The 26,336-nt window shown below is 59.7% G+C and carries 25 protein-coding genes and 1 pseudogene; 9 read left to right on the top strand and 17 right to left on the bottom strand.

Annotation, left to right across the window (positions count from 1 at the left end; all coding sequences use genetic code 11):
- The first annotated feature begins 819 nt into the window (after window positions 1-819).
- From nifA to NKL04_RS20720, 3 genes are all read left to right on the top strand, one after another.
- Complete coding sequence (gene nifA, locus NKL04_RS20730) at window positions 820-2,586, top strand: nif-specific transcriptional activator NifA (protein ID WP_023703128.1); 1,767 nt, start codon at window positions 820-822, stop codon at window positions 2,584-2,586.
- 232 nt (window positions 2,587-2,818) lie between these two features.
- Window positions 2,819-3,958, top strand: coding sequence for a histidinol-phosphate transaminase (hisC, locus tag NKL04_RS20725; RefSeq protein WP_352724318.1), 1,140 nt, complete (start codon window positions 2,819-2,821; stop codon window positions 3,956-3,958).
- An 88-nt stretch (window positions 3,959-4,046) separates the two neighbouring features.
- Window positions 4,047-5,087, top strand: a complete 1,041-nt coding sequence (locus tag NKL04_RS20720) for an LLM class flavin-dependent oxidoreductase (RefSeq protein WP_023703130.1) — start codon at window positions 4,047-4,049, stop codon at window positions 5,085-5,087.
- 603 nt (window positions 5,088-5,690) lie between these two features.
- Here NKL04_RS20720 and NKL04_RS20715 read toward each other — a convergent pair.
- The 12 genes from NKL04_RS20715 to NKL04_RS20660 all read right to left on the bottom strand — a co-directional run bounded on the left by NKL04_RS20715 (window position 5,691) and on the right by NKL04_RS20660 (window position 17,142).
- A complete protein-coding gene (locus NKL04_RS20715) occupies window positions 5,691-7,583 on the bottom strand; it encodes an ABC transporter ATP-binding protein (protein ID WP_023703131.1) in 1,893 nt (630 codons plus the stop codon).
- Window positions 7,583-9,451, bottom strand: coding sequence for an ABC transporter ATP-binding protein (locus NKL04_RS20710; protein WP_031209952.1), 1,869 nt, complete (start codon window positions 9,449-9,451; stop codon window positions 7,583-7,585). Before NKL04_RS20710 ends, NKL04_RS20715 begins: the two co-directional genes overlap by 1 nt.
- A gap of 85 nt (window positions 9,452-9,536) precedes the next feature.
- Entirely contained in the window at window positions 9,537-10,430 is an 894-nt protein-coding gene (locus NKL04_RS20705) for an SIR2 family NAD-dependent protein deacylase (RefSeq protein ID WP_023712674.1), read from the bottom strand.
- A gap of 32 nt (window positions 10,431-10,462) precedes the next feature.
- Window positions 10,463-10,675 (bottom strand): putative nitrogen fixation protein NifT, encoded by a 213-nt coding sequence (gene nifT, locus NKL04_RS20700; protein WP_023672220.1) that lies wholly within the window; start codon window positions 10,673-10,675, stop codon window positions 10,463-10,465.
- The gene (locus NKL04_RS20695) at window positions 10,672-10,992 is read right to left on the bottom strand and encodes a nitrogen fixation protein NifZ (RefSeq protein ID WP_023703134.1); all 321 of its coding nucleotides are present in this window, start codon (window positions 10,990-10,992) and stop codon (window positions 10,672-10,674) included. Before NKL04_RS20695 ends, nifT begins: the two co-directional genes overlap by 4 nt.
- Window positions 10,993-11,090: 98 nt before the next feature.
- Window positions 11,091-11,285 carry a 4Fe-4S dicluster domain-containing protein gene (locus tag NKL04_RS20690; protein ID WP_023672218.1) on the bottom strand — a complete coding sequence of 65 codons (195 nt, stop codon included), beginning with the start codon at window positions 11,283-11,285 and terminating at the stop codon, window positions 11,091-11,093.
- Between the two features lie 31 nt (window positions 11,286-11,316).
- Complete coding sequence (gene nifB, locus NKL04_RS20685; RefSeq protein WP_023703135.1) at window positions 11,317-12,795, bottom strand: nitrogenase cofactor biosynthesis protein NifB; 1,479 nt, start codon at window positions 12,793-12,795, stop codon at window positions 11,317-11,319.
- A gap of 373 nt (window positions 12,796-13,168) precedes the next feature.
- A complete protein-coding gene (locus NKL04_RS20680; protein ID WP_023672216.1) occupies window positions 13,169-13,483 on the bottom strand; it encodes a hypothetical protein in 315 nt (104 codons plus the stop codon).
- A gap of 51 nt (window positions 13,484-13,534) precedes the next feature.
- Complete coding sequence (locus NKL04_RS20675; RefSeq protein WP_023712673.1) at window positions 13,535-13,834, bottom strand: ferredoxin family protein; 300 nt, start codon at window positions 13,832-13,834, stop codon at window positions 13,535-13,537.
- Between the two features lie 11 nt (window positions 13,835-13,845).
- Window positions 13,846-15,153, bottom strand: a complete 1,308-nt coding sequence (locus NKL04_RS20670; protein WP_023712672.1) for an FAD-binding protein — start codon at window positions 15,151-15,153, stop codon at window positions 13,846-13,848.
- Window positions 15,154-15,163: 10 nt separating this feature from the next.
- Window positions 15,164-16,273 (bottom strand): electron transfer flavoprotein subunit alpha/FixB family protein, encoded by a 1,110-nt coding sequence (locus tag NKL04_RS20665; RefSeq protein WP_023685019.1) that lies wholly within the window; start codon window positions 16,271-16,273, stop codon window positions 15,164-15,166.
- Window positions 16,274-16,290: 17 nt separating this feature from the next.
- Complete coding sequence (locus NKL04_RS20660) at window positions 16,291-17,142, bottom strand: electron transfer flavoprotein subunit beta/FixA family protein (protein ID WP_023702842.1); 852 nt, start codon at window positions 17,140-17,142, stop codon at window positions 16,291-16,293.
- Between NKL04_RS20660 and NKL04_RS20655 the strand changes: the two genes are divergently transcribed.
- The gene (locus tag NKL04_RS20655) at window positions 17,066-17,275 is read left to right on the top strand and encodes a hypothetical protein (protein WP_023708822.1); all 210 of its coding nucleotides are present in this window, start codon (window positions 17,066-17,068) and stop codon (window positions 17,273-17,275) included. The two genes, NKL04_RS20660 and NKL04_RS20655, sit on opposite strands and share 77 nt — an antisense overlap.
- A gap of 52 nt (window positions 17,276-17,327) precedes the next feature.
- Here NKL04_RS20655 and nifW read toward each other — a convergent pair whose 3' ends face one another.
- From nifW to NKL04_RS20630, 5 genes are read right to left on the bottom strand one after another with little or no spacing between them, the layout of a single operon-like run.
- Window positions 17,328-17,708 (bottom strand): nitrogenase stabilizing/protective protein NifW, encoded by a 381-nt coding sequence (gene nifW, locus NKL04_RS20650; RefSeq protein ID WP_023687348.1) that lies wholly within the window; start codon window positions 17,706-17,708, stop codon window positions 17,328-17,330.
- Entirely contained in the window at window positions 17,705-18,913 is a 1,209-nt protein-coding gene (gene nifV, locus NKL04_RS20645; protein ID WP_032997499.1) for a homocitrate synthase, read from the bottom strand. Before nifV ends, nifW begins: the two co-directional genes overlap by 4 nt.
- Window positions 18,914-18,938: 25 nt before the next feature.
- Window positions 18,939-20,105 (bottom strand): cysteine desulfurase NifS, encoded by a 1,167-nt coding sequence (gene nifS, locus NKL04_RS20640; protein WP_023702840.1) that lies wholly within the window; start codon window positions 20,103-20,105, stop codon window positions 18,939-18,941.
- A 36-nt stretch (window positions 20,106-20,141) separates the two neighbouring features.
- Window positions 20,142-20,492 (bottom strand): hypothetical protein, encoded by a 351-nt coding sequence (locus NKL04_RS20635; RefSeq protein ID WP_156940485.1) that lies wholly within the window; start codon window positions 20,490-20,492, stop codon window positions 20,142-20,144.
- A gap of 55 nt (window positions 20,493-20,547) precedes the next feature.
- Window positions 20,548-20,868: a HesB/IscA family protein gene (locus NKL04_RS20630; protein WP_023672207.1), complete on the bottom strand. Its 321-nt coding sequence runs from the start codon at window positions 20,866-20,868 to the stop codon at window positions 20,548-20,550.
- Window positions 20,869-21,404: 536 nt separating this feature from the next.
- Between NKL04_RS20630 and hemP the strand changes: the two genes are divergently transcribed.
- The 5 genes and pseudogenes from hemP (at window position 21,405) to NKL04_RS20605 (ending at window position 25,865) form a co-directional block, all read left to right on the top strand.
- Window positions 21,405-21,509, top strand: coding sequence for a hemin uptake protein HemP (hemP, locus tag NKL04_RS20625; RefSeq protein WP_023685012.1), 105 nt, complete (start codon window positions 21,405-21,407; stop codon window positions 21,507-21,509).
- 30 nt (window positions 21,510-21,539) lie between these two features.
- Window positions 21,540-22,630 (top strand): annotated as a pseudogene (locus tag NKL04_RS20620) (hemin-degrading factor).
- 844 nt (window positions 22,631-23,474) lie between these two features.
- Window positions 23,475-24,692 (top strand): cytochrome P450, encoded by a 1,218-nt coding sequence (locus NKL04_RS20615; RefSeq protein WP_031209857.1) that lies wholly within the window; start codon window positions 23,475-23,477, stop codon window positions 24,690-24,692.
- Window positions 24,693-24,732: 40 nt separating this feature from the next.
- Entirely contained in the window at window positions 24,733-24,924 is a 192-nt protein-coding gene (locus tag NKL04_RS20610; protein WP_081725572.1) for a ferredoxin, read from the top strand.
- A gap of 329 nt (window positions 24,925-25,253) precedes the next feature.
- Window positions 25,254-25,865 (top strand): nitrogen fixation protein NifQ, encoded by a 612-nt coding sequence (locus NKL04_RS20605; protein WP_023687343.1) that lies wholly within the window; start codon window positions 25,254-25,256, stop codon window positions 25,863-25,865.
- Window positions 25,866-26,336: the final 471 nt, after the last annotated feature.

Below are 26,336 nucleotides of genomic sequence, written 5' to 3'. Positions count from 1 at the left end.
CAAGGCCGTCCAGATGACAGGCTAACTTACCCCTGTTCGGAAGCGCTCGTTTCTGGACAGCCTACGACCGTGCAGCCACTGCAATGCACAGAATAAATTCGGACGGTCCTTTGGACGACCCATTTTGCAAATCAACGCCCGCAGCAGGGGCAGCCGTTTTCAAGCGGTCGCATCGTAATCTGTTCAGACTTTTCGATACGCTCATTGAGTGTGCCGATTTCGGCCCCAGGCTGGTGATGGTGCTGACCACGACGATGCGATTCAGAAGTTGCGAGCACCGCCTACGAAGTCGTACTCGACGCCAGCTTCGCGCCTTCACACCCGACATCGCCGCCGCCTGATCAACTCGAGAAAGATGGCGGTTGCCGCAACCGACCAGTGCCGTTGGCGGTTATTCTCGCTCCCGCCCCTCCTTCGCGGGCGCTGGTGAATGGCACGGCCCCGCATTTACACTCCGCGCGGTCAGCCGCTCGGGCAACGCATGGCCGGCCCAGGTATTTCTGCTTCAACGCAAAGATAGAACTGATGAATCCTATCATAGGCCGCGAGGTTTCCTTTCACAGATGAAAGAAAGCTCGATTGACTATGCCGCCTCGCTCCAGTCTTTTGAAAACAACGTGTGTTTGCCCGGGGCAAGCCAATAACATGGCCAAGCTTCGTGGAGGGAGTAGCCAAGCGATGCGTCAGGGCTAGACCCGCTTTGCACTCGACCACACGGCGGCGGCACGAGTTCACGTCGGAGCATATTCGCGCGTGCCCGCGACGTCGCGGGCGCACATGCCGCCAGCCTAGATTTGATGGCGCGAGATCGAGGATCACATGCACCACAACATTAGCAAGTCAGAACAGAATGCCCGCGACTGCGGCATATCGCTGCCGAATGCGATAAAGGGTTGTCCAAAGCCCGACACGAATCCTGCGAATGTGGCATTGCACGAGCGCGCGCTAACCGGCATCTTCGAAATATCGAAAGTACTCGCCGATGCCGCCCGGCTCGAACTCAAGTTGGCCAAGGTAGTCGACCTCCTGCACTCGTTTGTGCAGATGCGGCACGGCATCATCGCTCTCTGCGATGCCGAGGGCGGACTGGACATCACAGTGGCCAGCGGCTGCGGCACGAACGGCAATGAGCCCTCCCGGTCGCGCCTGCCGCGCAACGCCATCGATCAGATTGTGACGACCGACACGCCGCTCGTCGCCGACGACATAGCGATGCATCCGACCTTCACTGCCACTGATATCGAGGTGCTTGGGGCCTCCGACACCGTGTCGTTCATCGGCGTTCCCATTCGTGTTGATGGGAACGCCATAGGCGCGCTGACTTTGGACCGGGTTTTGGAAAGCAGGTCAAGCTATGGGCTCGACGATGATGTCCGGCTGCTCACCATGATTGCCAACATGGTGGGACAGACAGTCAAGTTGCATCGCTTCTCCGCGGCCGACAGCGAGCGAGCGCCGGAGCTGGAACATCGGCTGCAAACGAAATTTTCTGATGTTAAGCACCCTGCACCCCGGCGCAAAAAGGTTCACGTCGAGGGGATGATTGGTGACAGTCCGGCGATAAGCGCCCTGCTGGAGAAGATCGCGGTCGTAGCGAAGGCAAAAACCACAGTTCTGTTGCGAGGTGAGTCCGGTACCGGGAAGGAGCTGGCTGCCAAGGCAATTCACGAGTTGTCGCCGCGCGCCAAGCGGCCCTTCGTTAAACTCAATTGTGCAGCGCTCCCAGAGACAGTCCTGGAATCCGAATTGTTCGGTCATGAGAAGGGTGCCTTCACAAGCGCATTCAATTCCCGCAAGGGGCGCTTTGAGCTCGCTGACAAGGGGACGTTGTTTCTGGATGAGATTGGCGAGATCTCGGCCTCGTTCCAGGCAAAGCTACTGCGCGTGCTGCAGGAGCAGGAGTTTGAGCGCGTCGGCAGCAATCAGACCATCAAGGTCGATGTTCGCGTGATTGCCGCCACGAACAGGAACCTGGAAGAGGCGGTTGCAAGGAATGAGTTCCGCGCCGACCTGTACTACCGCATCAACGTGGTTCCCTTGCTGGTACCAGCATTGCGCCAAAGGCGCAGCGATATTCCGCTCCTCGCAGCTGAGTTTCTCAAGAAGTTCAACGACGAGAACGGCTGTACGCTCACCTTCGATCCGCGTGCGATTGAAGTGCTGATGAAATGTGAGTTTCCCGGCAACATTCGCGAGCTTGAAAATTGCGTGCACCGGACAGCGATCCTGGCCGAGGGACTGTCAATCGGGAGAAACGACTTTGCCTGCTCCCAAGGCCAATGCTTTGCCGAGGCGCTGTGGAAGTGCAGATCGGGCAAGGCCGCGCTGCAACCACCGCCGATCCTGCCGGAGTCAGCGAATTTGGCCACGCCCCCGGACGAGGCCGCCAGTTCGGCCGCGACTACAGGCCCGCTTGCCGGCGCAACCCACCCAATTGGCGCGAGGACGCCCGATATAGAGCGCGTCATTGCTGCCATGGAAAGATGTGGCTGGGTGCAGGCAAAGGCAGCGCGCTTGCTTGGGCTGACCCCGCGCCAGATTGGCTACGTGCTGAGGAAATACGGCGTCGAGATCAAGCGTCTTTGAAAGCATGACCCTGGGCATGAGCTGAGCCGCTTAGCGCCTTGGCGCCGCGCAGCGATGCAGATCCGCGTGCGCGTCAACTCGATTCGACCGAGGACAGCCTGGCTGAATTCCCATCTCAGCTGGCGCTGCGACCATTGTGTGAAAGGCAACCCTGCCATCGTCAATCCCGTCCGCCATGTTGCTCTCGTTGCGAGCTCATACGCATGCCCCCTGTACTGAAACGGAGTCAAATATGTCCGACGCAAAACTGCAAACTGTGCTTTCGGCTCTTTCGCAAGTGACACGACAGTTGGATGCTCTGCCGTCCAACGGACCAGCGCCGGACGCAAATTTTATCAAGCTGAATACGAATGAGAACCCGTTTCCGTTGCCGCCAATCATAATGCAAAGTGCAGTGGCGGCCCTCAAGCGCCAGTATCTATATCCGGATGACGATAACTTAAGATTGAGGGAAGCAGCGTCCAGCACCTATGGCGTTTCCAGGGATCAGGTCATCGCTGGCAACGGGTCGTCTGAACTGCTCGGACTGATCTACAGAGCTTTCCTCGCACCCGGCGACAAGGTTGCGATGATGTCGCCAGGGTTTTCGTTCAACCGCAAACTTGCCATGCTTCAGGGCGCTGAGTTCCTCGAAATCGGATGTCAAGCTCATTCCCTGCCAATGGAGCAATTGCTTTCCGTTGCGGCAAAAGACGCCAAGTTTATTATGTTGGCCAATCCAAACAATCCGACCGGAACATTCCTCCCGATCAGCGATATCGAATGCCTCGTAGCACAATCGGACCGCTTGATTGTCCTTGATGAGGCATACGTCGACTTTGCACCCGATCACGGACTGCGCCTCATCAACCGGTATTCGAATCTTCTGATCTTGAGGTCATTCTCGAAAAGCTATGCCGCCGCCGGCATTCGCGTCGGTTTCGGTTTCGGTCACCCTGAAATTATTGGAAGGCTGCGAAACATCCAGAACGTCTTCAACATGAACGTGATCGGGCATGCCGTTGGTATCAGCGTGCTTGCGCATCGCGGCGCCTACGCAGACAACCACAAGCACATCAAGGATGAACGAGAGCGAGTGGCAGTTGCACTATCGCAACTCGGATTTTCCGTAACACCCTCCCGCGCAAATTTCTTGCTGGCCCGTGTGCCCGCGGGACAGGACGGCTCATGGTGGCAAGCAGCATTGGAGAGGCAAAAGATACTTGTCGCGTTTTTTCCGGACAAAGGCTTGGAACACTGTATCCGCGTCAGCATCGGCACAAAAGAGCAGATGGATGAATTTCTTGCTGCCGCTGGCGACATTGCTGGAAGCTTAACGGTGCCAAGCTCCAGAGGCAGGGAAGCGTCAGGCTCTGCTTCTTCGTTACGCTGACGCTAATCGGCGATCACACACATCTCTTCCGACTTGCTGGTGATCCCAGCAAGAAAACAGCCTGCTTTTAAAATCGGGGACTTAAAGAGTGACAAACGTCTTTCCTTCAAACCTGGCTTTCGGCATCTTCGATCATTTGGATGAGGATGGCCGCGATATAGGCCGGCAGTACGAAGATCGCCTGATATTAGCAGAGGCGTGCGATCAGCTAGGGTTCTATGCCTATCATCTCGCAGAACACCACTGTACTCCCCATGGGAGAGGTCCATCGCCGAATCTGTTCTTATCGAGCGTCGCCCAGCGCACCCGGCGCTTGCGTCTCGGACCCTTGGTGATGCTGCTTGCGCTTTATCATCCGCTGCGTGCGTTCGAAGAGATCTGTATGCTGGACCAGTTGAGCGGTGGCAGGCTCGAACTGGGCATAGGGCGCGGTGCTCTCCCGACCGAATTGGGCTACTTCGGGATTGGTGCGGACGCGGTGCCGGGCCGTTATGCCGAAGCCAGCGAAATTCTTATGCAAATACTTTTTAATTCGAGGGAGGTCGGCACGCTATGCTATCAAGGCCGCCATTTTGATCTCAATGACGTTCCTTTGACGCTAAGACCTCATCAGCGTCCACATCCGCCCACATGGGTCGCTGCCAATCGACCCGAGTCCACAGCTTGGGCCGCTGCGAATGGAACAAATATCGCGTGTGTGGGACCTTCCTCTTCTGTTCGCAAAACTACTGATGCGTTCCGCGCCTATCGAGAGGACAACGCAGGCGGGGGGGATCAAGGGAGATTTGTCGGATTGCTCCGCATGGTCGTGATTGGGCGTTGTGACACACATGCCTATTCGCTCGCGGCACCTGCTTACGCACGCTGGCTCAAGAGCTTCCAATTCCTTTACGAGCTTAACGCTATCCCCACTCCACCAAACTTGCCGCTGACCTTCGATGCGGCAGTCGAGAGTGAATTGTGCGTGGTAGGATCAGCAGAGTCTGTGCGAAAAGCTCTGCTAGATCAGTTGGAAGAGGCAGGTGCCAACTACCTGCTTTGTCAAATGGCATTTGGAAATCTGCCGCTAGATGCTTCCCTTTACACCGCGAGGATGATTCAGTCCGAAATCATGGCTCGACTTGGCTGACCATGAAATTCGCGGTCTGAGGTTAAATCGTTGTGCAGCGCTCTCACACTCACGTGATCGAGCGTGCACGTGGTGGGGCGGGCAATCGAGAGGAGGCCAAACTGACGACGAGCAGGCGGCACAGGATACCAGCTTGTGCGTCGGCTGGCGTCTGGGCCATCGTGTGAACATGCACGATCCTAAGGAGAGGGTAGCCGAGCGCGTCACGATGCCGGCACGCGTCTGCTCGTCGCGCTGGCGCTAGTCGTTGCCCATAGCCAGCCGCAGAAGGTTCTCCTCGCCCGGGGCGGCGTCGGTGCGGCACCCACTAATCCAGCTTCATCAGCGGCCCGTCGGTGGCAAAGCCGTCACTCGCTACGGCGCTATTGAGGGCGCGCTCGCGAGCGGCTTTGCGACGCCCAGCCAACACCTCCAGCGAGCTCGCCCGATGATGGTGGTGCACCGCGGTCGGATACGATGCTGGAGGAAATCGTTCGCAGCCGGTCTTCACGAATTGCGAGGAGTGCTCGTTCTTGAATGCTGGCTGCTGGCCGGATGCGGTGGCCTGAGTGGTCTGCCGACACGCCCGAAAGTCAACGCCACTACCACAAGGCCGCCAAGATGTCAGGTCTGAGAGCCAGCTTGGACGGTGGTATCGTGTTCGGGAAGGTCGTCGAAGGAGGCGTAGTTGAGATAGTAGAGTTTGGAATACAGGCCGCCCATGGCTATTAACTCATCGTGGTTGCCAGTCGCAATAACTTGGCCATTCTGAAGCACGATGATGCGGTCGGCCCCCCGGACCGTGGCGAGACGGTGGGCGATGACGAGGCCAGTCCGCCCTTCAAGCAGCTTGATCAGAGCCTTCTGAATCTGCAATTCCGTGTAGCTGTCGATGTTGGCGGTAGCTTCGTCGAGCACGAGGATCTTGGCGTCAGCGACGAGGGCGCGGGCGAAACTGATAAGCTGGCGCTGGCCGAGAGATAAGTTGTCGCCGCGTTCGCCAAGTTGGGTCTCATACCCGTCGGCGAGGCTCATGACGAAGTCATGCGCGCCGACAGCCTTGGCCGCCTCGATCACCTTGTCGCGCGTGGCTTCCGTCTTCTGGTATCGAATGTTCTCGAAGACCGTCCCGGTGAACAGGAACGGCTCCTGCAGCACCATGGCGACCTGGCGGCCGAGCGATTCCTGGGTGAGGTCGCGTACATCATGTCCGCCGACCAGCACCTGACCCTGCTGAACATCATAGAAGCGGTGGACCAGGGCCATCGCACTCGATTTGCCAGAACCGCTCGGTCCGACTAGTGCGACCGTCTGGCCCGGATTGACCTTGAACGAGACATTTTTCAGAACCGAACGGTTCGGATCGTAGCCGAAGGTGACCTCCCTAAACTCGACCGAGCCGTCCATTTCGGGCGAAAGCACCTCGGCATTGGGTTTGTCCCTAACATCGATCTTGACGTCGAGCACATCGGTCAGGCGCTTGCCTGAGGCCATGGCGCGCTGCATGACCGAATATTGCAGGGTGAGTGAGCGGATCGGGTCAAAGAAGCGCTGGATGTAAAATAGGTAGGCTACCAACACGCCCACATCTATACGGCTATTCATGACCATCGAGCCGCCGACCACAATAACGGCGGCCAAGGCGAGGCCGGTGATGCCATCGACGATGGGCACCATGACCAGTGCATATCTGGCAGCGATCAGGTGGGTCCTGAGGTTGGCATGGGCCCGATCGTCAAAAAGACTGAAATTCACCTGCTGGCGGTCCATTGACTGTATGGTCCGCACGCCGTGAATGGCTTCGGCCAGCGCGCCATTGACGACGGAATTGGTTTCGTGTGCAGCCATGAAGGCGTCGCGGGCACGCGGCAACCAGACAATGCGGACGATCACCAGGATCGGCAGAACCGATAGCGTCAGGAGGCCGAGGCGAAAGTCGAGCCACAGCATTACGAAAACGATGCCGAAGAGAAGCGCAACATCGCCTAGGGAATATACCGAGGTTTCCAGGAACTCCTGTATGGAGTTAACGTCGCCTTGCAGGCGCGACATCAGGCGTCCGACCTCGGTCTTGTCCATGAAAGAGAGCGAAACCTTTTGCAGATGGCCAAACATGGCGCGGCGGATGTCGAACAGGACAGTTTCGGCCATTTTCCCATCCAAGGCTTCCTGCATGTAGCCGGCGGCGAAATTGACCAAAATCGCCGAAAGGAACGCGCCGACGGCCGCAAGCTGGGCTGAGCGATCGGGCCTTGCCGGGTTCATGCCGAGGTCGATCGCGTAGCGGATGATCAAGGGGATGAGAAGCTGCGTCCCGGTGAAGATCAGCATCGCGACAATCGTGACAACTACCTTTGCCCGGTAGGGATGGACGAAGCCCCAGATGCGACGGAGGATGCTCTTGTCGAAAGCCCGGCCGAACATCTCCTCCTCGATCCGGTGCGAGCCGACGACCGCGCGCGGAGGGCGTCTCCCGTCGTCAGGTTCGGCTTCGAGTTCGCCGCGGCCCTGGTCCATCAGCGGGCGCCCCCATCCTGGCTAATAATGCTATCACCCGGGCACGTCTGGAGATCGTAAAGGGCCCTGTAGCGTCCCCGCTTCGCCAGAAGCTCTTCATGCGTGCCGCGTTCTACGATTTCGCCTTTATCGACAAAAAGGATTTGATCGGCATGCTTAAGCGCACTCAGCCGGTGCGCGATGATGATCGTCACCCGATCCTTTGCGAAGCGCCGCATCGCCGCGCGAATGCGCAGCTCGGTGCCGGCATCGATCGCGGCCATCGAGTCGTCGAAAATGATGACGGAGGGGCGCAGCATCATGGTGCGAGCAATCGTGAGACGCTGGCGCTGGCCGCCAGAGAGAGAAACGCCGCGTTCGCCCACGACCGTCTCATACCCTGCCGGGAGCCCGAGGATGTAGTCGTGGAGCTGGGCGAATTCTCCAGCGCGTTCAATTCGCTGTCTCTTCGCCCAGGGATCGCCATAAGCGATGTTGTTCTCGATCGTTGTGGTGAATAGGAACGCATCCTGCTGTACAACCGCGACCGCCTTGCGAAGGCTCTCGAGGGTGACATTGCGTATGTCCTGGCCGTCCAACGTGATGGCGCCACCGGTCACGTCGTAAAAGCGGGGGACCAGATGAGCCATTGTCGATTTGCCGGAACCCGGCGGACCGACGATAGCGATCGTCTCGCCTCTCCGGGCCTCAAAGCTGAGGTTCTTCAGAATGGCGCGGTTTTCGGCGTTGGGGTAGGCAAATGAGACATTGTGGAAGCGCAGAGTGCCGTCACTTATCTCAAGCGGTCTGGCCTCGAGAGCATCCCTGATGGTGATCTCCTGATCGAGGAGACCGAAAAGCCGCGAACCGCAGCTAGAAGCGCGGGCAAACGCATTGACCATGAGACCGATCTGGCGGACTGGCATTTGCAGCATGGTCATGAAGGTCAGGAAGGTCGCCATGGTTCCGACGCTGATCTCGCCAGCGACGAGCTTGTTGCCACCGATCCCAAGCACCAATCCCATTGCGAAAAAGTAGGACAAGGTCATCGCCGACGTGTTGGGTACGTAGATGTCAACGAGATCGTTGGCGAGGTCGAGCGCGTTCTTGGAAGCGCCGTCGAACTTCAGCATCTCATAGGATTGAGCCGCAAAAGCGCGGACCACACGGATACCTGCGAGATTTTCCTTCATCACGCGGCTTAGTACCGAAAGGCGCTCATAGAGGTCGAGCCAGGTGGCGCGCAGCTTAAGCTGTGTGGTCGATGAGCGCCAAGCGACAAAAGGCACGAAGCTGAGCGCGGCCAAGCCGAGCATCGGATCGGTCGAGATCATCATGTAAGCGCCAATCCCGATCAGCATCGTCAGCAGGAGCACCCGCATGAGCCCGGTGGAAAAATACATCCGCACGCCTTCGAGATCGAGCATTCCGGCGGTTATCAGATCGCCTGAATGGACCCGGTCGTGAAAGGAAAAGCTGAGACGCTGGATCTTGTCGTAGTAGGCGAGCCGCAATTCGTACGCGACATGATGCCCGACGGCTTCGGCAAAATAGTTCTGCGCCATCGTGAAAACGCCGCGTAGCGCGCTGACGGCGAGCAGCAGGAGAGCCGGGGCCCAGAGCGCTTGTCCTGCCGCAGCCCCCGCGACACCACCCCCGATAGCTGTCTGGGTCTGGTCGACAGCCCGGCCGAGAAGCTGGGGAATGAGCAACTGGAGGATTGCCGCCATGATCGTCGAGCCCATAGCGAGGGCAACCTGCCACGGATGGCGCAGATTCATACGCGTGATGCGCAACAGCGTACTCAAATCCCGGCCCCAGCGCGCCGCTTCAACATGGGCCAACGAATTCAGTGCGTTCGTTGCGCCGCTGACAGCTTCACTGTTCACGGGCGTATTCCCGACTGCATTTTGCGCCTTCGAGGAAAGCCGAAGCAGACATCATCAAAGGCATCCGCCATTGTTAATCCCGTCCTCAACCTGCAGCCGTGCCCGTTCCCACAAGCCGAGCCGCCGCTTGACTTAGTGGCATGTCGATCACCGTGATTCCGCTTGCCGCAAGAAAACGCGCTTCGTTTCTGGTCAGGGTTTCCGCGTCCATTACGGTGCAATAGGGACCGCGGGAGCGCTTCATGATCTGTCTGGCGTAGGTGCGCAGCATCTGATCGTTGAAGCGGCAGCCAACGAAGAAAAATCCACGGGTGATGCGCCGTTCCTTCACAGCGTCTGGGATCGGTGTCTGGATATCAATTTCGGACAGGACTTCGACGTAGTCGGAATCTGCGACGAGAAAGTTTTGCGCGGGCGTAATACTCCCGTGAGGTGAATAGAGAACCGTCTTGGCCCCCAATCGGGGGTCGAGCTCCCTCCCGGACAAATCGTAGGTTTTCGTCCAAATGTTGCCGATTTCATTCGCGCGCGTGACGCCTTGTATCTCAACGACGTCCGTTCGGCCGGTCTCTACCAGAGCCGTGCGCATCGCGCTGTCATACCAGCTGTCGATGATGAGGGAAAGTGGCAGCCTTGCGAGCCAGGCGTGGAAGGGGGTCGGCCCCACCGGCGCTGCGAATATGTCGGTCATCCAAGCTTGAAGCGTCCGGCGATGCCGGCGCTGTTCGATGAACTGCGCAACCGACCACATATTGGTGCGGATCCTGGAAGGCGCTGGAGCCCGTGCATTGAGTGCCGCGGCAACAACCTCCGGGGTATGCGGCACAGGCGGTTCCACACAGTTCAACTCAAGAAGACCCGGACCGAGATAGGGGATCACCTCATCGGCGGCGAGCGCTCCCTTCGCCAGGTCAAGCAGCTTTTCAGCAAAACTGTCCCGCACAATGACGAGGTGGCCCGATGTCAGGATCGTGTTCATCTCGTTTCCTCGCGACGCACCTAGGGGCAGCATCAGCCCTCTTCGGAAATCTTCCTTGCCTCGACGGTGATCGGCAGACGCGTATCATGTGGGAGATCGGGTAGGAGGAGCCGCCACCCGTTCCTGAGCGTGACCGTTCCGCCCCACAACTCTTCCTTCTCGAGTTTGATGATCGGCTCTTCGAGGTCCTTTTTGGGGACATACGCTGACAAACCAGCATCGGTCCTGCGGATCATGACTTTCATCTGGCCATCCCTTCATTGGTATTGCTTTCAGCACTGCAGGGCGCCTCGGCCTCGTCGAGGCTCATCAGTTCACGCGCTCGCATACCGACTACGGTGCCACGGTCGATCCACTCGACCGCATAGATGAAGAACTGCTGGAGAAAGGTGCCAATGTCGCGCACATATCCCTCGTCCCCCTTCCGCACGAGATTTTCGCCGATCTCCCTGCCAGGATAGGTGCCGTCATTCTTTATGTGGCGAGTGGCACGTACCCGCTCTCCCGGCATGAATCGTGGAGGCCTGCGGATTTCGATCTCCTCTTCGCGTCCGAGCGACATGTCCGTTCCCTGATTTCTCTTGCGGCTGAGATTGCGAACAAGGCGTTCCAGGCGTCCTGCGTAGGCAGCCCCCAACCATGTCGGCAGTCCAATGTCCGTTACGCAGGAACGCAGGTCTTCGGCACCGGACATACCGAGGCACATTGCTGCGCATCGAAGACCCCCTCGCATTCGGTGCACTTCTGTGACTCGATCACGTAGCTCTCGCCTTTGAACTTGATCGCGCCGGAAGGACATTCGAATTCGCAGGCGCCGCATTGGGTGCATTGGGATGCGATGATCTTGAAAGCCATTTTAACTCCTGGTCCGAATGAATGAGACAGCTCAGGCCGTCGCCGCGAGTGTGGGGGTCCCAGATGCGGCGATGTAAATCGCGCTGATTGCTGTCTCGATATAGTCATGGGCACAGGCGTCGGTGGCTCTGATTCCAGCCTCCGCGAGCTGATCCTGCGGGCAATTTCCAATCTTGGCGCACAGCACGATATCTATGCCTTGAAGCGCTGCGATGACGCCATCGAGGGCGGCTTCTGCGCCCCAGCCGCCAAGGCAATACTTGTCCACCTTCCGATGCCCGACGAAGCTGATCCCTTTCAGCGAGGCTTGATAAACCTGGAATTCCTTCGCATGGCCGAAATGCTCATTGACGCGGCCGCCGCCCTTGGTCGCCACCGCGAAGAGAAGGGACTTGCCGGGGCTCGCTGCCTTGACCAATCCGATCGCTTCTCTCCTAGCCTCGACGTGATCACGGCGCTCCTCCGCGACCAGCTCCCAATAGGCCTTGCGTTTGCTGGCATCGTAGGTGACCTCGCCGGGAATCCGGTCGACTGTGAATTCCTGGCCACGATCTTCTCCGAGCAGGCCCACGGCATCTGCCCGGCACTGCCGGCAGTGGCGCATCAACTGGGCGCCGTTTTCGACACGATCCTGAAGAGCCTTCATCTCCATTGCGTTTGGGCCGCGCTGCCCGCTCAGACCGTAGTGCGTGCCGTGGGCCGGGTCCGAAATCAGCGGCATAAGGTTGTGCAGGAACGCGCCTCGCTCCTTAATCCATCTATTCACCTCGATCAGATGCTCATCATTCACGCCCGGGATCACCACCGAGTTGATTTTGGTGAGGATGCCCCGCGCGGTCAGCATCTCCAGGCCCAACATCTGCCGCTGGTGCAGGATCCGGGTGGCTTCAATGCCGACGTAGCGGCGATGATCGTGAAAGATCCAAGGATAGATCTTTGCACCGACCTCAGGGTCGACCATGTTGATCGTGATCGTCACGTGATCGACATTCATGTCAGCAAGCTCATCGACATGGTCGGGCAGCGCCAGCCCATTCGTGGATATGCAAAACTTGATGTCTGGGATTTCCCTGGCGACCCTGGCGAAGGTCGCCTTCGTCTTCTTCCAGTCGTAGCAGGCGTCGCCCGGTCCGGCGATGCCGAGCACGGAAAGCTGCGGCACCTCATTGGCGACCGCGATCACCTTGCGTAGCGCCTGATCGGGCGTCAGCTTTTCAGAGGCCACCCCAGGCCGGCTTTCATTGGCGCAGTCATATTTGCGATTGCAGTAGTTGCACTGGATGTTGCAGCCCGGCGCGACCGCGACGTGCATACGCGCGAAATAGTGATGAGCCTCTTCTGAAAAGCAGGGGTGATCCTTGATCTTCTCCCAGACAGCCGGATCCGTGTCGTCGGGCTTTGTCGACGAGCCGCAGGACGAAGACGCGCAGCCCCCGAGTTTCATGGTGCCAAGCAACTGGTCACCGAATGTCGTGCTGAGGCTCTCAAGCGAAATTGCCGGTGCAGACATGAACGGCTCCGTTGCTGCGTGATGTCGCAGTTCAAAGCGCAAGAGCTATGCCAGCCCAAAGAGCTGTTTCGGTTCATGAATAGGCTTCCCGTGTCACATTCCTTCGGATTGCTCCGACACACCTGTCGGGCTTACGACAGTGGACAGGCAAATAGGGTCGCGAGGCTAGCAGCCTCGGGCGCGCAGAGTGTGAGCGAGACCACTCCGGGCTGCTTACGCTTGACGTCATCACGACGTCCCGAATTTCTTAACCTTGATACCATGCCGGCGCAGGGCGTAGCCGATTATCCAGGGCGTGAGGCCAGGGATACGAGCCGCCCTGGCAAAACCCAACCGGCCTTGTCAATCGCGTCGATCAGCCACTAGCGTTCCGTCAGATGCGGGCGACAAGCGGCATGGTTCGGACGCCGGCCGTAAGGGGAGATACCTTGCTGCGGAGGCGCCGATGCGACTGGCCGGCAGCCGCAATCCGCTCGATCTGGTACAGCCTGTGGTATGAGGCGGCGAGTGCCTGATTGAGGTGCGTGGGTGTTGCCGGCAGTGGCGGCAACCTCCGGCTCTCCTTCAGCGTCCAGACGACGACTTCTCCATCACCCGTCTGCAGAAACGTGGGCAGGACGTTCACGACAATTGCCCAGCGTATGGCGAGCGTAATCTCCAGCTCGCTTGGCGCGGTCAGCACCTTCACATATCGTAGAGTCCCTGAGCGCGGTATCTGCTTAGGGCATGCGTGCGCCGGTCATCCGAATTTGAAGAGGATTCCGAAACCGCCGCGTGGATAGTTCCACTCGATCTCACCAGTCGTCCCGCACAAAATACGGCAGGTGCCGCACTCCATGCAGCCGTCGGCAGTGATCTCCACTTGACCCTTGTCGTTCAACTCATAACATTTCGCCGGGCAGACGTGGGTCAGCGCGAGCAAATTCGCGCTCGGCTTCTGGTGCGGTCGCACTTTGATGTGCGGGCGGCCGGAATCCACCAAGTAGCGGTTCTGGTAAAGCTTGTCCTCGACACGTGACTTCGTCGCTGCGCTGCTCATTTCGTCTCCCCTCAGCGCCACGCCAATGCAAGGCGGACCGCGTCGCTGACCAGCCCCCAGCGCGAGCGCGCCTTGATGAAGGCCGCCGTGGTCGCCTTTTCCTTCTCGATCTTCGGCGTGCCGTCGACACGCATGAAGTTCTGCGCAGCTTGCGACATCAACCGCGGATAAGTCGTGAAATAATTGCATGAATTGGTGTGGAGCAAGGCCGGCATGTCTTTGTATTTCCTCAGGTCCTTGACCACGAAGGACTTGTCCAGCATGGCTTTGTAAAGGGCGAGATTCCGTTTGTTCATCGGACCGTTGCGGCTCTTGACCTCGACGATTGCCTCAGCCGCAATGCGGCCGGAGGTCATGGCGAGGTTCGAACCCTCGCGGTGAATGGCGTTGTTCAGTTGCGCGGCATCGCCGACCACGACCCAACCATCGCCAAAGAGCTGCGGAATAGCCTTGTAGCCGCCTTCGGGAATGAGGTGTGCGGAATATTCTTTCACTTCCGAGCCGGCGATCAGCGGCCGGATCGAAGGATGGCTCTTCAAGGCATCAAGGAGAACGTAGGGGCTCTCGACCATCGCGGCAAAATCGGAGACGAGGCAGCCAATGCCCAGTGAGATGGACTCCTTGTTGGTATAGAGGAAGCCGAGCCCGGCCATGCTGCGGGAGGTCGTGCCCACCGCCTCGATCACGCAGCCCTCATCGCCCTTTACGCCGAACCGCTGCTCAATGACCTCTTCGGGCAAGAAATGCATTTCCTTGACGGCGAGGGCCACGGTTTGCGGCTTTGGCATCTCGCGCAGGCCGGCTCGAGTGCCAAGCAGTCCGCAGACACCTTCTGCGAGAACGACCACGTCCGCGTAGATGGCTCCGCCCGCCCGGTCTGTGCGGACGCCGATCACCCTGTCATTGGCATCACGGATGAGTTCCGTCACGGTCGTCTCGCACAGAACGGTCGCGCCGGCCGCGCGCACCTTACGCGAAAACCATTTATCGAACTGGGCACGGATGATCGTGTACCGGTTGGGCTTCGCCTCATTGAAGTCGTCCGACCTATAGTGAATCCCTGTATGGGATGTGTCGTCCATCACCCAAAGCCGCTGTTCAACCAAATGCCGCTCGAGAGGCGCATCATCCCGGAAATCCGGGATGATCTTCTCCAGCATGTTCGCGTACATGATGGCACCCTGGACATTCTTGGAGCCCGGATATTCACCCCGCTCCAACTGCAGCACCTTCAGGCCATGGCTGGCCATGGTGTAAGCAGCTGCGTTTCCGGACATGCCTGCCCCAACAACAATGGCGTCGAAGTTTTCCTCGATCATGTCCATCCCCTTAGCTCGAAAGCTTATCGCGACTGTGGGGCGACAGCCGCCGGGTGAAGGCTTCCGTCAGTGCGGGCAGGAAGCGGATCGCGTCGGTGACGATTCCGAGGTGAGCGAAATCGAAAATCGGCGCGTTCGGGTCGGTGTTGATGGCCACGATGAGATCCGCCCCCTCCACGCCAACCCGATGCTGGACGGCGCCGGAAATCCCGGCCGCTATGTAAAGCTTCGGCCGGATCGTCTTGCCAGTTTGGCCGATCTGCCGATCAGCTGGCATCCAGCTCTTCTGGACCAACGGACGCGAACAGCCGTGCTCGGCGCCGATTGCTCGTGCGAGGTTCTTCACAAGCTGCAGGTTCTCCGCCGCGCCAAGACCAAGGCCTCCCGCAACCACGACGTCGGCATAGGCAAGGTTTGCCTTCGCCGACTGATTGTCCGGCAGGAAGCCGAGGACTTTGGTAGCGATCTCGTCCTCGGCAAGCGAAAGCTTGTGCCGGATGACACGCCCGACCGGTTTATCCGTCCGCTGCGGCATGGGCATGACCCTCGGCCGCACGGTCGCCATCTGCGGGCGGAAATTGAGCGTATAGATCGTGCACAACAAGGAACCGCCGAAAGTCGGACGCGTGGCGGCGAGCGAACTGTCGGTATCCACATCGAGTTCGGTGCAGTCGGCCGTGAGCCCCGTCTGCAAGGTCGTCGCCACGGAGCCGGCAAGATCCCTGCCCAGTGTGGTGGCACCGAGAAGAAGGATTTCGGGTTTGTGGGTATCGACCAGATCCGTCAGCGCCTTGGTGAAAGGTTCATTCCGATAGTCGGCGAGCAGGGGCGCCTCGGCGATGTAGACAAGGTCAGCGCCATACGCGAATGCTTCGGCAACGGCGTTCCCGACGGCCTCTCCCGGCGGTCCAAGCACGACGCCTGCAAGCTGGACCTGAAGCTTGTCTGCTAAGTTGCGGCCTTCGCCGAGCAGTTCGAATGATACCGGATGGACCTCGCCACGTTCGAGCTCGATGAAAACCCAAACGTGCCGATAGTCCTTGAAATGGGCGGGCAATTCCTTCTTTATGCCGGCGCGGCCGGCGGCAGGGCGAGGGGTTTCTCCGTTCGCGGTCGACATCGTTTTGCTCCTTGCCGTCACGCGCCGCCGTTAAAGGCGAGCTCATGTTCCAGCGCCGGCTGGCGGGTGAAGATTGCGGTGATGAGTTCGTCAGCGACATCGCGCAAGGCCTTCTCGGCGGTGTCGATTTGTGCCGCCTTTTCAGCTCGAGCAGGAGGGGCGAAAACACGTTTGACGACCGTCGGTGAACCGCGCAGGCCGCATTTGGTGAGATCCTCAATGCCGGCGTCGGCCGCGCTCCATTTCAAGACCTTGCTGCGCGCGGCGCACAAGGCGTCCTGGATCGAGCCCCGGCGGATCTCGTTTGTGCCTTCCAGCATGGTGATGAGGCAAGGGAGCCTGCTCTTCAGCATCTGTGTGCCGCCTTCGGAACGGCGCTCGACCTTGATCTCGCGTGCAGCAAGGTCGACAGACGGGATCTTCGCGACATAGGTCAGTTGCAGGAGTCCGAGGCGCTTGGCGATGCCGGGCCCGACCTGGGCGGTGTCGCCATCGATCGTCTGCTTGCCGGTGAAGACGAGGTCTGGCGTGCCGAACGTCTCGCCAATCTTCGCGATTGCCTGGGAAAGGGCGAACGAGGTTGCCAGCGTGTCGGAGCCGGCAAAATAGCGGTCGGTCAAGAGCACCGCTCGGTCGGCGCCGTAACCGAGCGCCTTGCGCAGCGCGTCCTCTGCCATGGGCGGACCCATGGTGAGCACAGTGACTTCGCCGCCATGTGCGTCGCGCAGTCTGAGCGCTTCTTCGAGGGCGAACAGGTCGTAAGGGTTGATGATGGTCGGAACACCCTGGCGCATGATCGTGTTCGTGACCGGATGGACCCTTATCTGTGCCGAGTCCGGCACCTGCTTGATGCAGATTACGATGTGCATTGGCGGTTTCTCTAGGCTCCTGTCCGGGTCCGGCATTGCGGTTATCTCCTTTGTCCGCATTATTCGTGCCAAGTCTCTTGCGCTCCCCCTTTCCTACAACTTCGGCTGGTTGCTTCTGACGGCGCTGTGGTGATGACCGCATTTGGCGGCTGCTCGACATTGTCGCGTCGCACCCTTGTCGCCGATCATTCCCGTCCGAACCGCTTCAGTACCGAGTCGAACGGAACAAAGGTGTGACCCGGCGCGGCAGGTTTGTTCGGATCGTGGTCCTTGAGCACCTTGAAAATCCGATGCGTGAGCGGCGAGGAAATCGCAAAGTCCTCGTAAGCTCGTTCGAGCGTCGCGCGCACCCTCGCGGCAATCACCTGGTCGGGCAGACCGGAGAAATCTTCTTCGGCGAGGTATTGGCCCACACGCTTCATGATATGGAGCCGCGAGACATTCAGTACCTTCGGGTCATAGGCGACGCCTAGGACTGAGAAGAATTCCTCTGCAGCCGACAAGCGCTTCAGTCGTGCGAGGATGTCGGTGACATCCATGGGGCGGCTGTCAGCGGAACAATTCATTGCATTCTTCCTGGTCGCAAAACTGTGGCCTCTGTGCGCTCGCGCACGGCTGACTTGGACCCGCACAGCTCGATGAGGGATGGCTCGCTGCACATTCCATCGTAGAGCTCGACCAGTCGAGTTGCAGTGACGGTCGATTTGGTCTCGGCCGCCTCGCGTCGGACGCGGGCCAACATCGCGGCTGCCAGATCCGGGTCGAGATCGCGACCGCTTTCGCTCAGCACATGGGCAATCGCAGTGGCGCCGGAATGCTTGCCGATGACGATCCGCCGGCAGCGGCCCACGAGAGTCGGATCGAGCCCCTGATAAGTACGCGAGTCCTTCAGCAGCCCTGCGACGTGAATGCCGGATTCGTGGGTGAAAACATCGGCGCCGACGATCGGCTTAGTGGCTGCGGTCTGCCGGCGGGCGGCCCAAGCCACCTGGGCGGCGAGGCCGGGCAATGCGGTCAGCTCAATGCCGGTGTCTGCGCCGTCGAAGACTGCCATTGCGGCGGCCACCTCCTCCAGCGCGGCATTGCCCGCACGCTCGCCGAGCCCCAGCACGGTGACGGAGGCATGGCGCGCGCCTGCGCGGATCGCCGCCAGCGTGTTGGCGCCAGCAAGTCCGAGATCGTTGTGCGCATGAAATTCGAGGTCGATTGGAGACTGCACCACGAGCTGGGCGACAAGTTCGAAGGTCGAAAACGGGTCGAGAACACCGACTGTGTCGGCCAGCCTCACGCGGCTTGCGCCGGCGCGTGCGGCCGTCTCGATGACGCGGGCGAGATGATCCCGATTGGCCCGCGAGGCATCCTCGCAGCCCACCGCGACGAAGAAGCCGGCATCGGCGGCGCGCCTGACCATATGATCGATGACCTGGAGCGCTCCCGCCTTGTCGAGGCCGAGCTTGGCGGCAAGTTGGATGTCCGACGCAGGCAGCGACAAATTGACCGCTTGGACGCCGCTCTCGATCGCTGCATCGAGATCCAACGACGTCATCCGGCACCAGGCCATGAGCCGAACCGGAAGACGCCGCGCTACCACGGCGCGAATTGTTTCCATCTCGTCGACGCCCATGACCGGCGTGCCGATCTCGATCTCTGTCACGCCAGCCGCCGCAAGAGACTCAGCGATCTCCAGCTTTTCCGTCGTGGTGAAGGCGACGCCCGGCGCCTGCTCGCCATCGCGCAAGGTCGTATCGTTGAGGGAGACACGACCGGTCATGACAGGCAGCCTGTTCTTCTGCGGCTCACGCATAGACCGGACTACCCGGCCCAGAACCGGAAAAGCTGCGCAGCTTCCCCACGATTCCCGGCATGACCTCGAGCACCCGGTCGATGTCCTCTTCGCTGTTGTCCCGCGCCAAGGAGAAGCGGACTGCCGCGTGTGGCGTTTTCATCGCGCTTAGGACATGGCTTGGTTCCAGAGAGCCGGAGGTGCAGGCCGAGCCAGAGGAACACGCGATGCCAATGCGGCTGAGGAGAAGTGGAATTCCATCACTTTCGACATGTTCGAAGGAGATGTTTGCGGTGTTGGGCAACCGTTGCAAGGGATCACCAGTGACACAGGTGCTTGGGATGCGCTGGAGGATCCCGCCCTCCAGGCGATCGCGGAGCGACTTTACCCGTGTGGTCTCGTCGTCCATGAATTTCAAGGCGAGTTCGGCCGCCGTGCCGAGCCCGGCTATGCCGGGCGTATTCTCGGTTCCAGCACGCCGGTTGTGCTCTTGGTGACCCCCCTTGATCAGCGAATGGAAATCGACGCCACGTTTTACGAAAAGCGCACCGATCCCTTTCGGCCCGTGCAGCTTGTGGCCGGAGAGCGACAGCATGTCGATTGCGGTCGACTTCAGGTCCATCGGAAGCTTGCCGACCGCCTGCACAGCATCGGTATGGAATAGGGCGCCCACTTCCTTGGCCAACTCGGAAAGCCTTGCCACGGGGAAGATCACACCAGTCTCGTTGTTCGCCCACATTATTGACACGATTGCAACCTGTGGGGTGAGGGCGGCCATATAGGCGTCGAGATCGAGCCGACCACGGCAATCCACCGGGATCCTGTGCACCTTGAGGCGGCGGGTCTTCTCAAGATGCGCGCAGAGCGTCAGCACGGCGGGATGCTCGACCGCGGACGTCACGATCTCGGTTCGGTTGGGCGCCGCCTCGAGCGCTGAAAGAAGCGCTGCATTGTCGCTTTCTGTCCCACCCGAGGTGAAAGTGATCTCATCCTCGAACTCCGCGCCGATCAGAGCTTGCAACTGCCTCCGCGCCTTTTTCACCGCCGCACTGACTGAGGCGCCAAGAGCGTGTGCCGACGAAGGGTTGCCGAATTGATCCCTAAAGAACGGCAACATCGCTTGCACGACCTCAGGATCGACCCGTGTGGTTGCGTTGTTGTCGAGGTAGACAGGCTTCATAGGTGCGATCCTCAGTTAAACAGAATGACGCGAGCGCTAGACCGACTCGTTGAGCCTCTGGCGCATGCCGTTGATGATCATTTGAACTGGCAGCGCGCGCAGGCGCCCGGAGTGTTTGACGTAAACCGGATCTCCGTCGATATGGACATGTTCGCAGTGGCCGTAGGTCAGCCGGCAGGTAAGGACGCCCGAACGCGATAACGCTACCGATGAGCCGAATTTGGCGCAGCGGCGCGATTTGTCCGCAAGCAGCTCGGGTGCCACCAGGAACCGAGCTGCTTCGGGAGGCGACGTTCTTTGAATCCTACTGGGAGCGAATGGCGGTCCCGAGATCGGCTTTGACCTTGTCTTGTTTTTTAGGACGGGGACATCTGTTGTGCCGGCCATATAAGTCTCCTCTGCCGCAAAATCACTCTGTCGGCCGCACAGGCGCTTCGGGCGTTTAACTGAAGGACTTGCCGCAGCCGCACTTTTCGCGCGCATTGGGGTTATCGAAGACAAAACCGGAAGATTGGAGCCCGGTGAGGAAGTCGACGGTCATGCCGGCTACATGGGGTTGGGAGCCCGCGTCCACGAACAGCTTGACCCCATCTGTGTCAGTGATCGCGTCGCCCTCGCGCGACACGCTCTCCAGGCCCATTAAGTATTTGAAGCCTGCGCAGCCGCCGGCCTCGACCATAATGCGAAAGCCTTCCGCCGGCTCGCTGGCACGGCAAAGAGCAGTCTTGAAGGCGGCAACAGCGTTGTCGGTGAGCGTAATCATGGCTCCATTCTCCTCAGTCCGCGACCTGCTTGCCCATCACGTTGCATGCACCGTGCCAAAGCCAAAAAACGTTTCAACACAGCGCGGCATCTCTCGCACTGGTGCCTCTTGATTGCTGATAAGGTGTCGGCCAATCGACACGTGCTGTCGGGTTTGTCGGGTCCGGCACGAGGGATGTTGGCCTGAGTTCTTGGGTGAACTCACATCACCAAGGACAGAACTTCTTCTGAGCTTGCCTCGGCGCAATTGGCACGGTTTTTGAAGCTCCGTTTGGCGAGACGGCAAGAGCATGCCGATCCACAACCATGCCGTGGGTGCCATCGCGATGGATGGGGCGAAGCAAGGGAGTAACATGTCAGGACCGTGGTCAGATACGCGTTGTTGGCAAAGCAGCGCCGCTCGTGGCATCCGAATGCCCGCTTGGCCGATTGCGACAACATCCATACTGGCTCACCACCGCCCAGTAGCCGCCGACCGGCTCGATGGGATGCCATCGGCATGTGGCTGCTCGCCGGTTTTCGCATCGGTGCGACGCCGTGCGCACGCTGTCCAGCGACACCTTGTTCATGGGCCAGCAGCAGATCAGGATCGAGCATTTCGGCGCGCCTTATCGGCTGAAGATTCCCGGGCAGGGCAGATGATCCTCACACGTCGTAGAAACAGGGGTAAGCATGGACCAACGCGAGAAACCGTCGCCCGACGAAATCCGGCGGGCGTGCAAAGACAATCCGAAGATCCGGGAGCATGATCTCGCCGCTCGATTGGGCATTTCGGAAGCCGAGTTGGTCGCGGCGCATTGTGGTCACGGCGCGGTGCGCATCGAGCCGCGCGTCGATGATCTGCTGACCGGCCTCGAAGCGGTCGGCGAGGTGATGGCGGTCACCAGCAACGAAAGTGCCGTGCACCAAAAGATTGGCGTCTACGGCAAAGTGGTCACCGGCAACCAGCATGCCATACTGCTCGGCGACGAGATCGACCTGCGCATCTTCCCGAAAGCGTGGGCGTATGGCTTCGCCGTCGAGAAGCGCGAGGGGGCCGAGATCCGCCGCAGCCTGCAATTCTTTGATGCCACCGGCGAGGCGATGCACAAAGCTCATCTCACGCCCGCCTCGAACCTGCAGGCCTATCAGGATCTGACGGCAGAGCTTGTATCCCCGACCAGGAGCCGATCATATCGCTCGAGGCGAGCGGGGCGCGCGATAACGCAGTGAGTCCAGACCACGCCACCACGGTCGACGACCTACGCGAGCACTGGGGCCGGCTAAGCGACGTGCATCAGTTCTACCATATGTTGAAGACACTGAAGCTCAGCCGCTGCCAGGCGATGCGTATGGCCGACGAGGATGACGCCTGGCTACTCGACAATGATGCCATTGGCGCCCTGTTCCAACAGGCGGCCGAAGACGAGATGCCGATCATGTGCTTTGTCGGCAATCGTGGTTGCATTCAGATCCATTCCGGCCCGATCAGGTCGGTCAAGCAGATCGGGCCGCGGATCAATGTGCTCGAAGAGACCTTCCATCTGCATCTTAGGACCCATCGCATCCGCGAGGTCTGGGCCGTGCGCAAGCCGACGAGGGATGGTCACGTTACGTCCATTGAAGCCTATGGCGCGGACGGCAAGATGATCATCCAGTTCTTCGGCACGCGCAAGGAAGGCGAACGCGAGGGCAGCGACTGGCGGTTTCTGGCCGAGAGTCTGCCACGCGTTCCCGGTCCGACCTCCAGGGGTGTGTTGACTGCCGACAGGTCCTCGGATTGAATTGGCCGCGATAGGACTCAGCACCACGTTCCGACAGCGGCTCGCGAGCAAATCTAGGTCCATGAGCGGAAAGGATGCCGTCGTAGCGCATGCGCATGGTCAGGTGATGCACGCCGGAATGGACCGCATCTATACAGTCAAGCTGGTCGCCGGTCGGCACCGGTGCGCACGAGTGCATCGCCGTCTGCCGGAAAAGCCTTGCAGCGCCTGCGAGCGATAAAACGCATACGCCATCAGCGCCGAACCGAAGCGCGGCTTGACCTTTTTGATATTTCCGATCGTCTCGCGCAAGCGCCGTCGGGTCTTCTCGGACCGCACCCGATCCTTGCGCTGGATCGCGTCATTGCTCAATCCGGGCCGTGCGAGCGATCTACTCGCTCGTCGACCGGCAGGCTGTGCAGCAACAGCCAAGCCGAACAGCCCGATGTCGCGGGCTCGACAAAACCGACCACGGATGTCGGTTGTCGGACGTTGTCATAAGAATGATGGACAGGTGATCATCAGCGGCAGACCCAGCGCAGGCTGGCATTGCTTGGTGCACCGCCATGGCTACCCTATCCGGCACGCGACTTGCTTCGACAATTTGATCAGCAGGGCAGAGGTGATTGACCAGTCTCTCAACCCTAACGGGGAAGCAGCCGCTTTGCTTCATGACCGGAGCGCGGCGGAGATGCCCCTCTGATCGACTTCGCAACCCATCTCATCCGCGCTGGTGCAGGTGGGCTGTATCAGGCGACAGAATCTAGAAGGCGCCCGACAAGAGACGTGCCCATGCTGGAAATCGACTTTATGAACAGCGGTGCAATCTCAATTGAGCCATGAACGCCAATGTAGAGAAAACAAAATGGCGACCAACCCCGTTCCAGATCATGTCCCGCCCGAAATGGTGAGGGACTTCAGCCTGTTTACATCGCCAGGGATGCCACCAACACCCAACGGGGATCCACACGCAGCTGTCGCTTGCGTACATGACGGGCCTCCGATCTTTTACTCCCGCTACAACACGCAAGATGGCCGGGGTACCTGGGTCATCACCCGTGCCGCGGACCAGCGGAAGGTGCTGCAGGACGCAGAGACTTTTTCCAGCCATCGCAGCATCTTCTCCTCCATACTGGGTGAGAACTGGCCGACGATCCCGCTTGAGCTCGATCCACCGGCCCATGGCGTCTTTCGCTCACTGCTTAATCCGCTGCTTTCGCCAAAGCGGGTGTTGGCTTTGGAACCGGCTGTCCGCGAACGGGCGGTCGAGCTGATCGAAAGGATCGCCGCGTCGCGCACAAGCTGCGACGTGATGAAGGATTTTGCCTTTCCTTTCGCGGTGAGCACCTTTCTTCGCTTTCTGGGGTTGCCTGATGACCGACTCGATACATTCGTCGGCTGGGGGAAAGATCTGCTCCACGGCGACGATAAGGAACGACCTGTGGCTGCCCGGACGATCGTGGCATTCATCGACGAACTTGCAGCCATGCGCCGCGATGAGGCGGTTGACGATTTCATGACCTTTATAGTGCAGGCACAGGTCGAGGGCCGCCGGCTGACTGACACCCAAGTCCGCGGCATCGGCGTGCTTGTCTTCGTCGCTGGGCTCGACACGGTCGCAGCAGCTATAGGCTTTGACTTGGCGTACCTCGCACGCAACCTCAAAGATCAGCAATTGCTGCGGAGCGAACCGGACCGCATCCCGCTCGCAACCGAAGAATTGCTGCGGGCCTATCCGCCCATTCAGTTGATCCGCGTGGCCACGAAAGATATCGACTTCGAAGGCGCGCCGATCCGGAAGGGGGACTATGTTTCCTGCGCCACGATGATTGCCAATCGTGACCCGGCGGAATTCGAATGCCCCAACACGATTGATTTGGAGCGGGGGGACAACCGCCACGCAGCGTTTGGCTATGGTCCCCACCGTTGCCTTGGCTCACACCTTGCCCGGCGCGAGATTGTCATTGGCCTGGAGGAGTGGCTGGCGCGCATCCCGGCTTTCAGGATCAAGCAGGGTACGGCGCCGATAACTTCTGGCGGCCATGTGTTCGGGATCGAAAATTTGATCCTGGACTGGTCTTAGGCCCGCCCCGAGCCCGGGCACAGACAATGGAGGCAGCGCCATGCGCATCATCGTCCAAAAGGCCAAATGCCAGGGCCACGCGCGATGCGCGGCGCAAGCGCCGGACATCTTTAAACTCGATAATGACGGTTACATCCTGCCTGGTGACATTGAAGTTGCGGAAGGGGAGGAACTGCCTGCATCACGAGGCGCGCGATCCTGTCCTGAACGTGCGCTGGAACTCACCCGCTGACGCTCTGGATGAGACGGCATTCAACCGTGAGTCTGGCTTGAACCATGTGGCCGCACTCAGCACGCGACCTCTGTCCCGCACGGTTCACGTCCAACTCTGCGGGGCAAATTCCGGCGCCAGTGTTCCCCGTGAGGCGCAAACGGCAGGGCCGGGGTTCGCGAACCTCTTCGAATCACAGAATTTGCGCCAGAGCCGATGGACCAGACGAGAATTGCCGAACTACTCGACGCGAGGCGACCCGGAGTGCCGTACCGAAGAACTGCCCGACCCATGTTGCGGCAGGCCGGGTCTCTGCATGATTTGATAGGGCGAAACCAGGAGAACGCACCATATTTGCCCAACATTATGCCCGGCTCAGCACCGGCCAATGGCCGCAGCTGGAGAGAAGGTTCGACCAGCATGTGCTTGCCTGTGTGCTTTCACGTGCGCTCGAGGAGATCGAGGCCGGCGAGGCGACGGCGACGGAGGCAACCGGACTTTCGCGCGCCGAGTTGCGCGATGTCCTGTCCCGCTGTTTCCCTGCTTTTCCTATCAACGCGTTTGCCTTGGAAGAGGGGAGCGAGCCTGAGCCGGATCTGGAAGAAGAACTTCTGCGCGGACTGCTGCTGGCGCATGCCCGGCCCGACGACAAGGCAAGCGCCCGCTTCGCCAAGATCATCGCCCGGCGTGCCATGCGCAATGACCACCTCTGGCAAGACCTTGGCCTTTTTAGTCGAAGCGACCTCGGCCGCCTGCTCGCCTCGCATTTTCCGACGCTGGCGGCCGGCAACACCCAAAACATGAAATGGAAAAAATACTTTTACCGAAAGCTCTGCGAGGCCGAAGGCTTTTCGCTGTGCAGCTCCCCCAGTTGCCGGGACTGCAATGATTTCGAAAGCTGCTTCGGCCCGGAGGAAGGCGAAAGCCGCCTCACACGGACCAAGGACAACGCCCAGGATTGAGAGCCGCTTGCGTCAGTCGTACAGCGTCAGAGCTCGCGCCGCGCCATCTGTCTGTTGTCAAATCTCGACGGACGCCTTGGGGGATTTGAATACTGTGCGCTCGCGATGCTCGCTTCGGCGGGTCGTCGTCATGGCAGGCGCGAGTCGAATGTTTGTTAGATGCCGCCACAACCTAAGCCGGCATCATCAATCGCTACAAGCGCAAGGAGTTGAAGGACACGTTGCGCGATCTTGAGCAGGCCGGACTTGGTGACCAGCTCGTTAGGTTTTCCAATTCATGAGTGGCTAGAGCGATGGCTGTACTGGCGTTCGATCTCGTTTATTTTTCCGGCCTGACGGCAGACCAACTGCTAGGCAGCGTCATCTCACTTCTGGCGTGTTTGCTCCTTTATAACGCTCTGGCTCCGGACCGAGTTAATCGATAGGTCGGCGGCCGCTCGGCGTCACTGCTAATGCCCTGATACGATTTTA

Origin of the sequence: Mesorhizobium sp. C264A (assembly GCF_040324515.1) — a bacterium.
Classification (GTDB): Bacteria; Pseudomonadota; Alphaproteobacteria; order Rhizobiales; family Rhizobiaceae; genus Mesorhizobium.
Note: the sequence above shows the minus strand (reverse complement) of the source record. Positions and strands in the feature narration are given on the sequence as shown.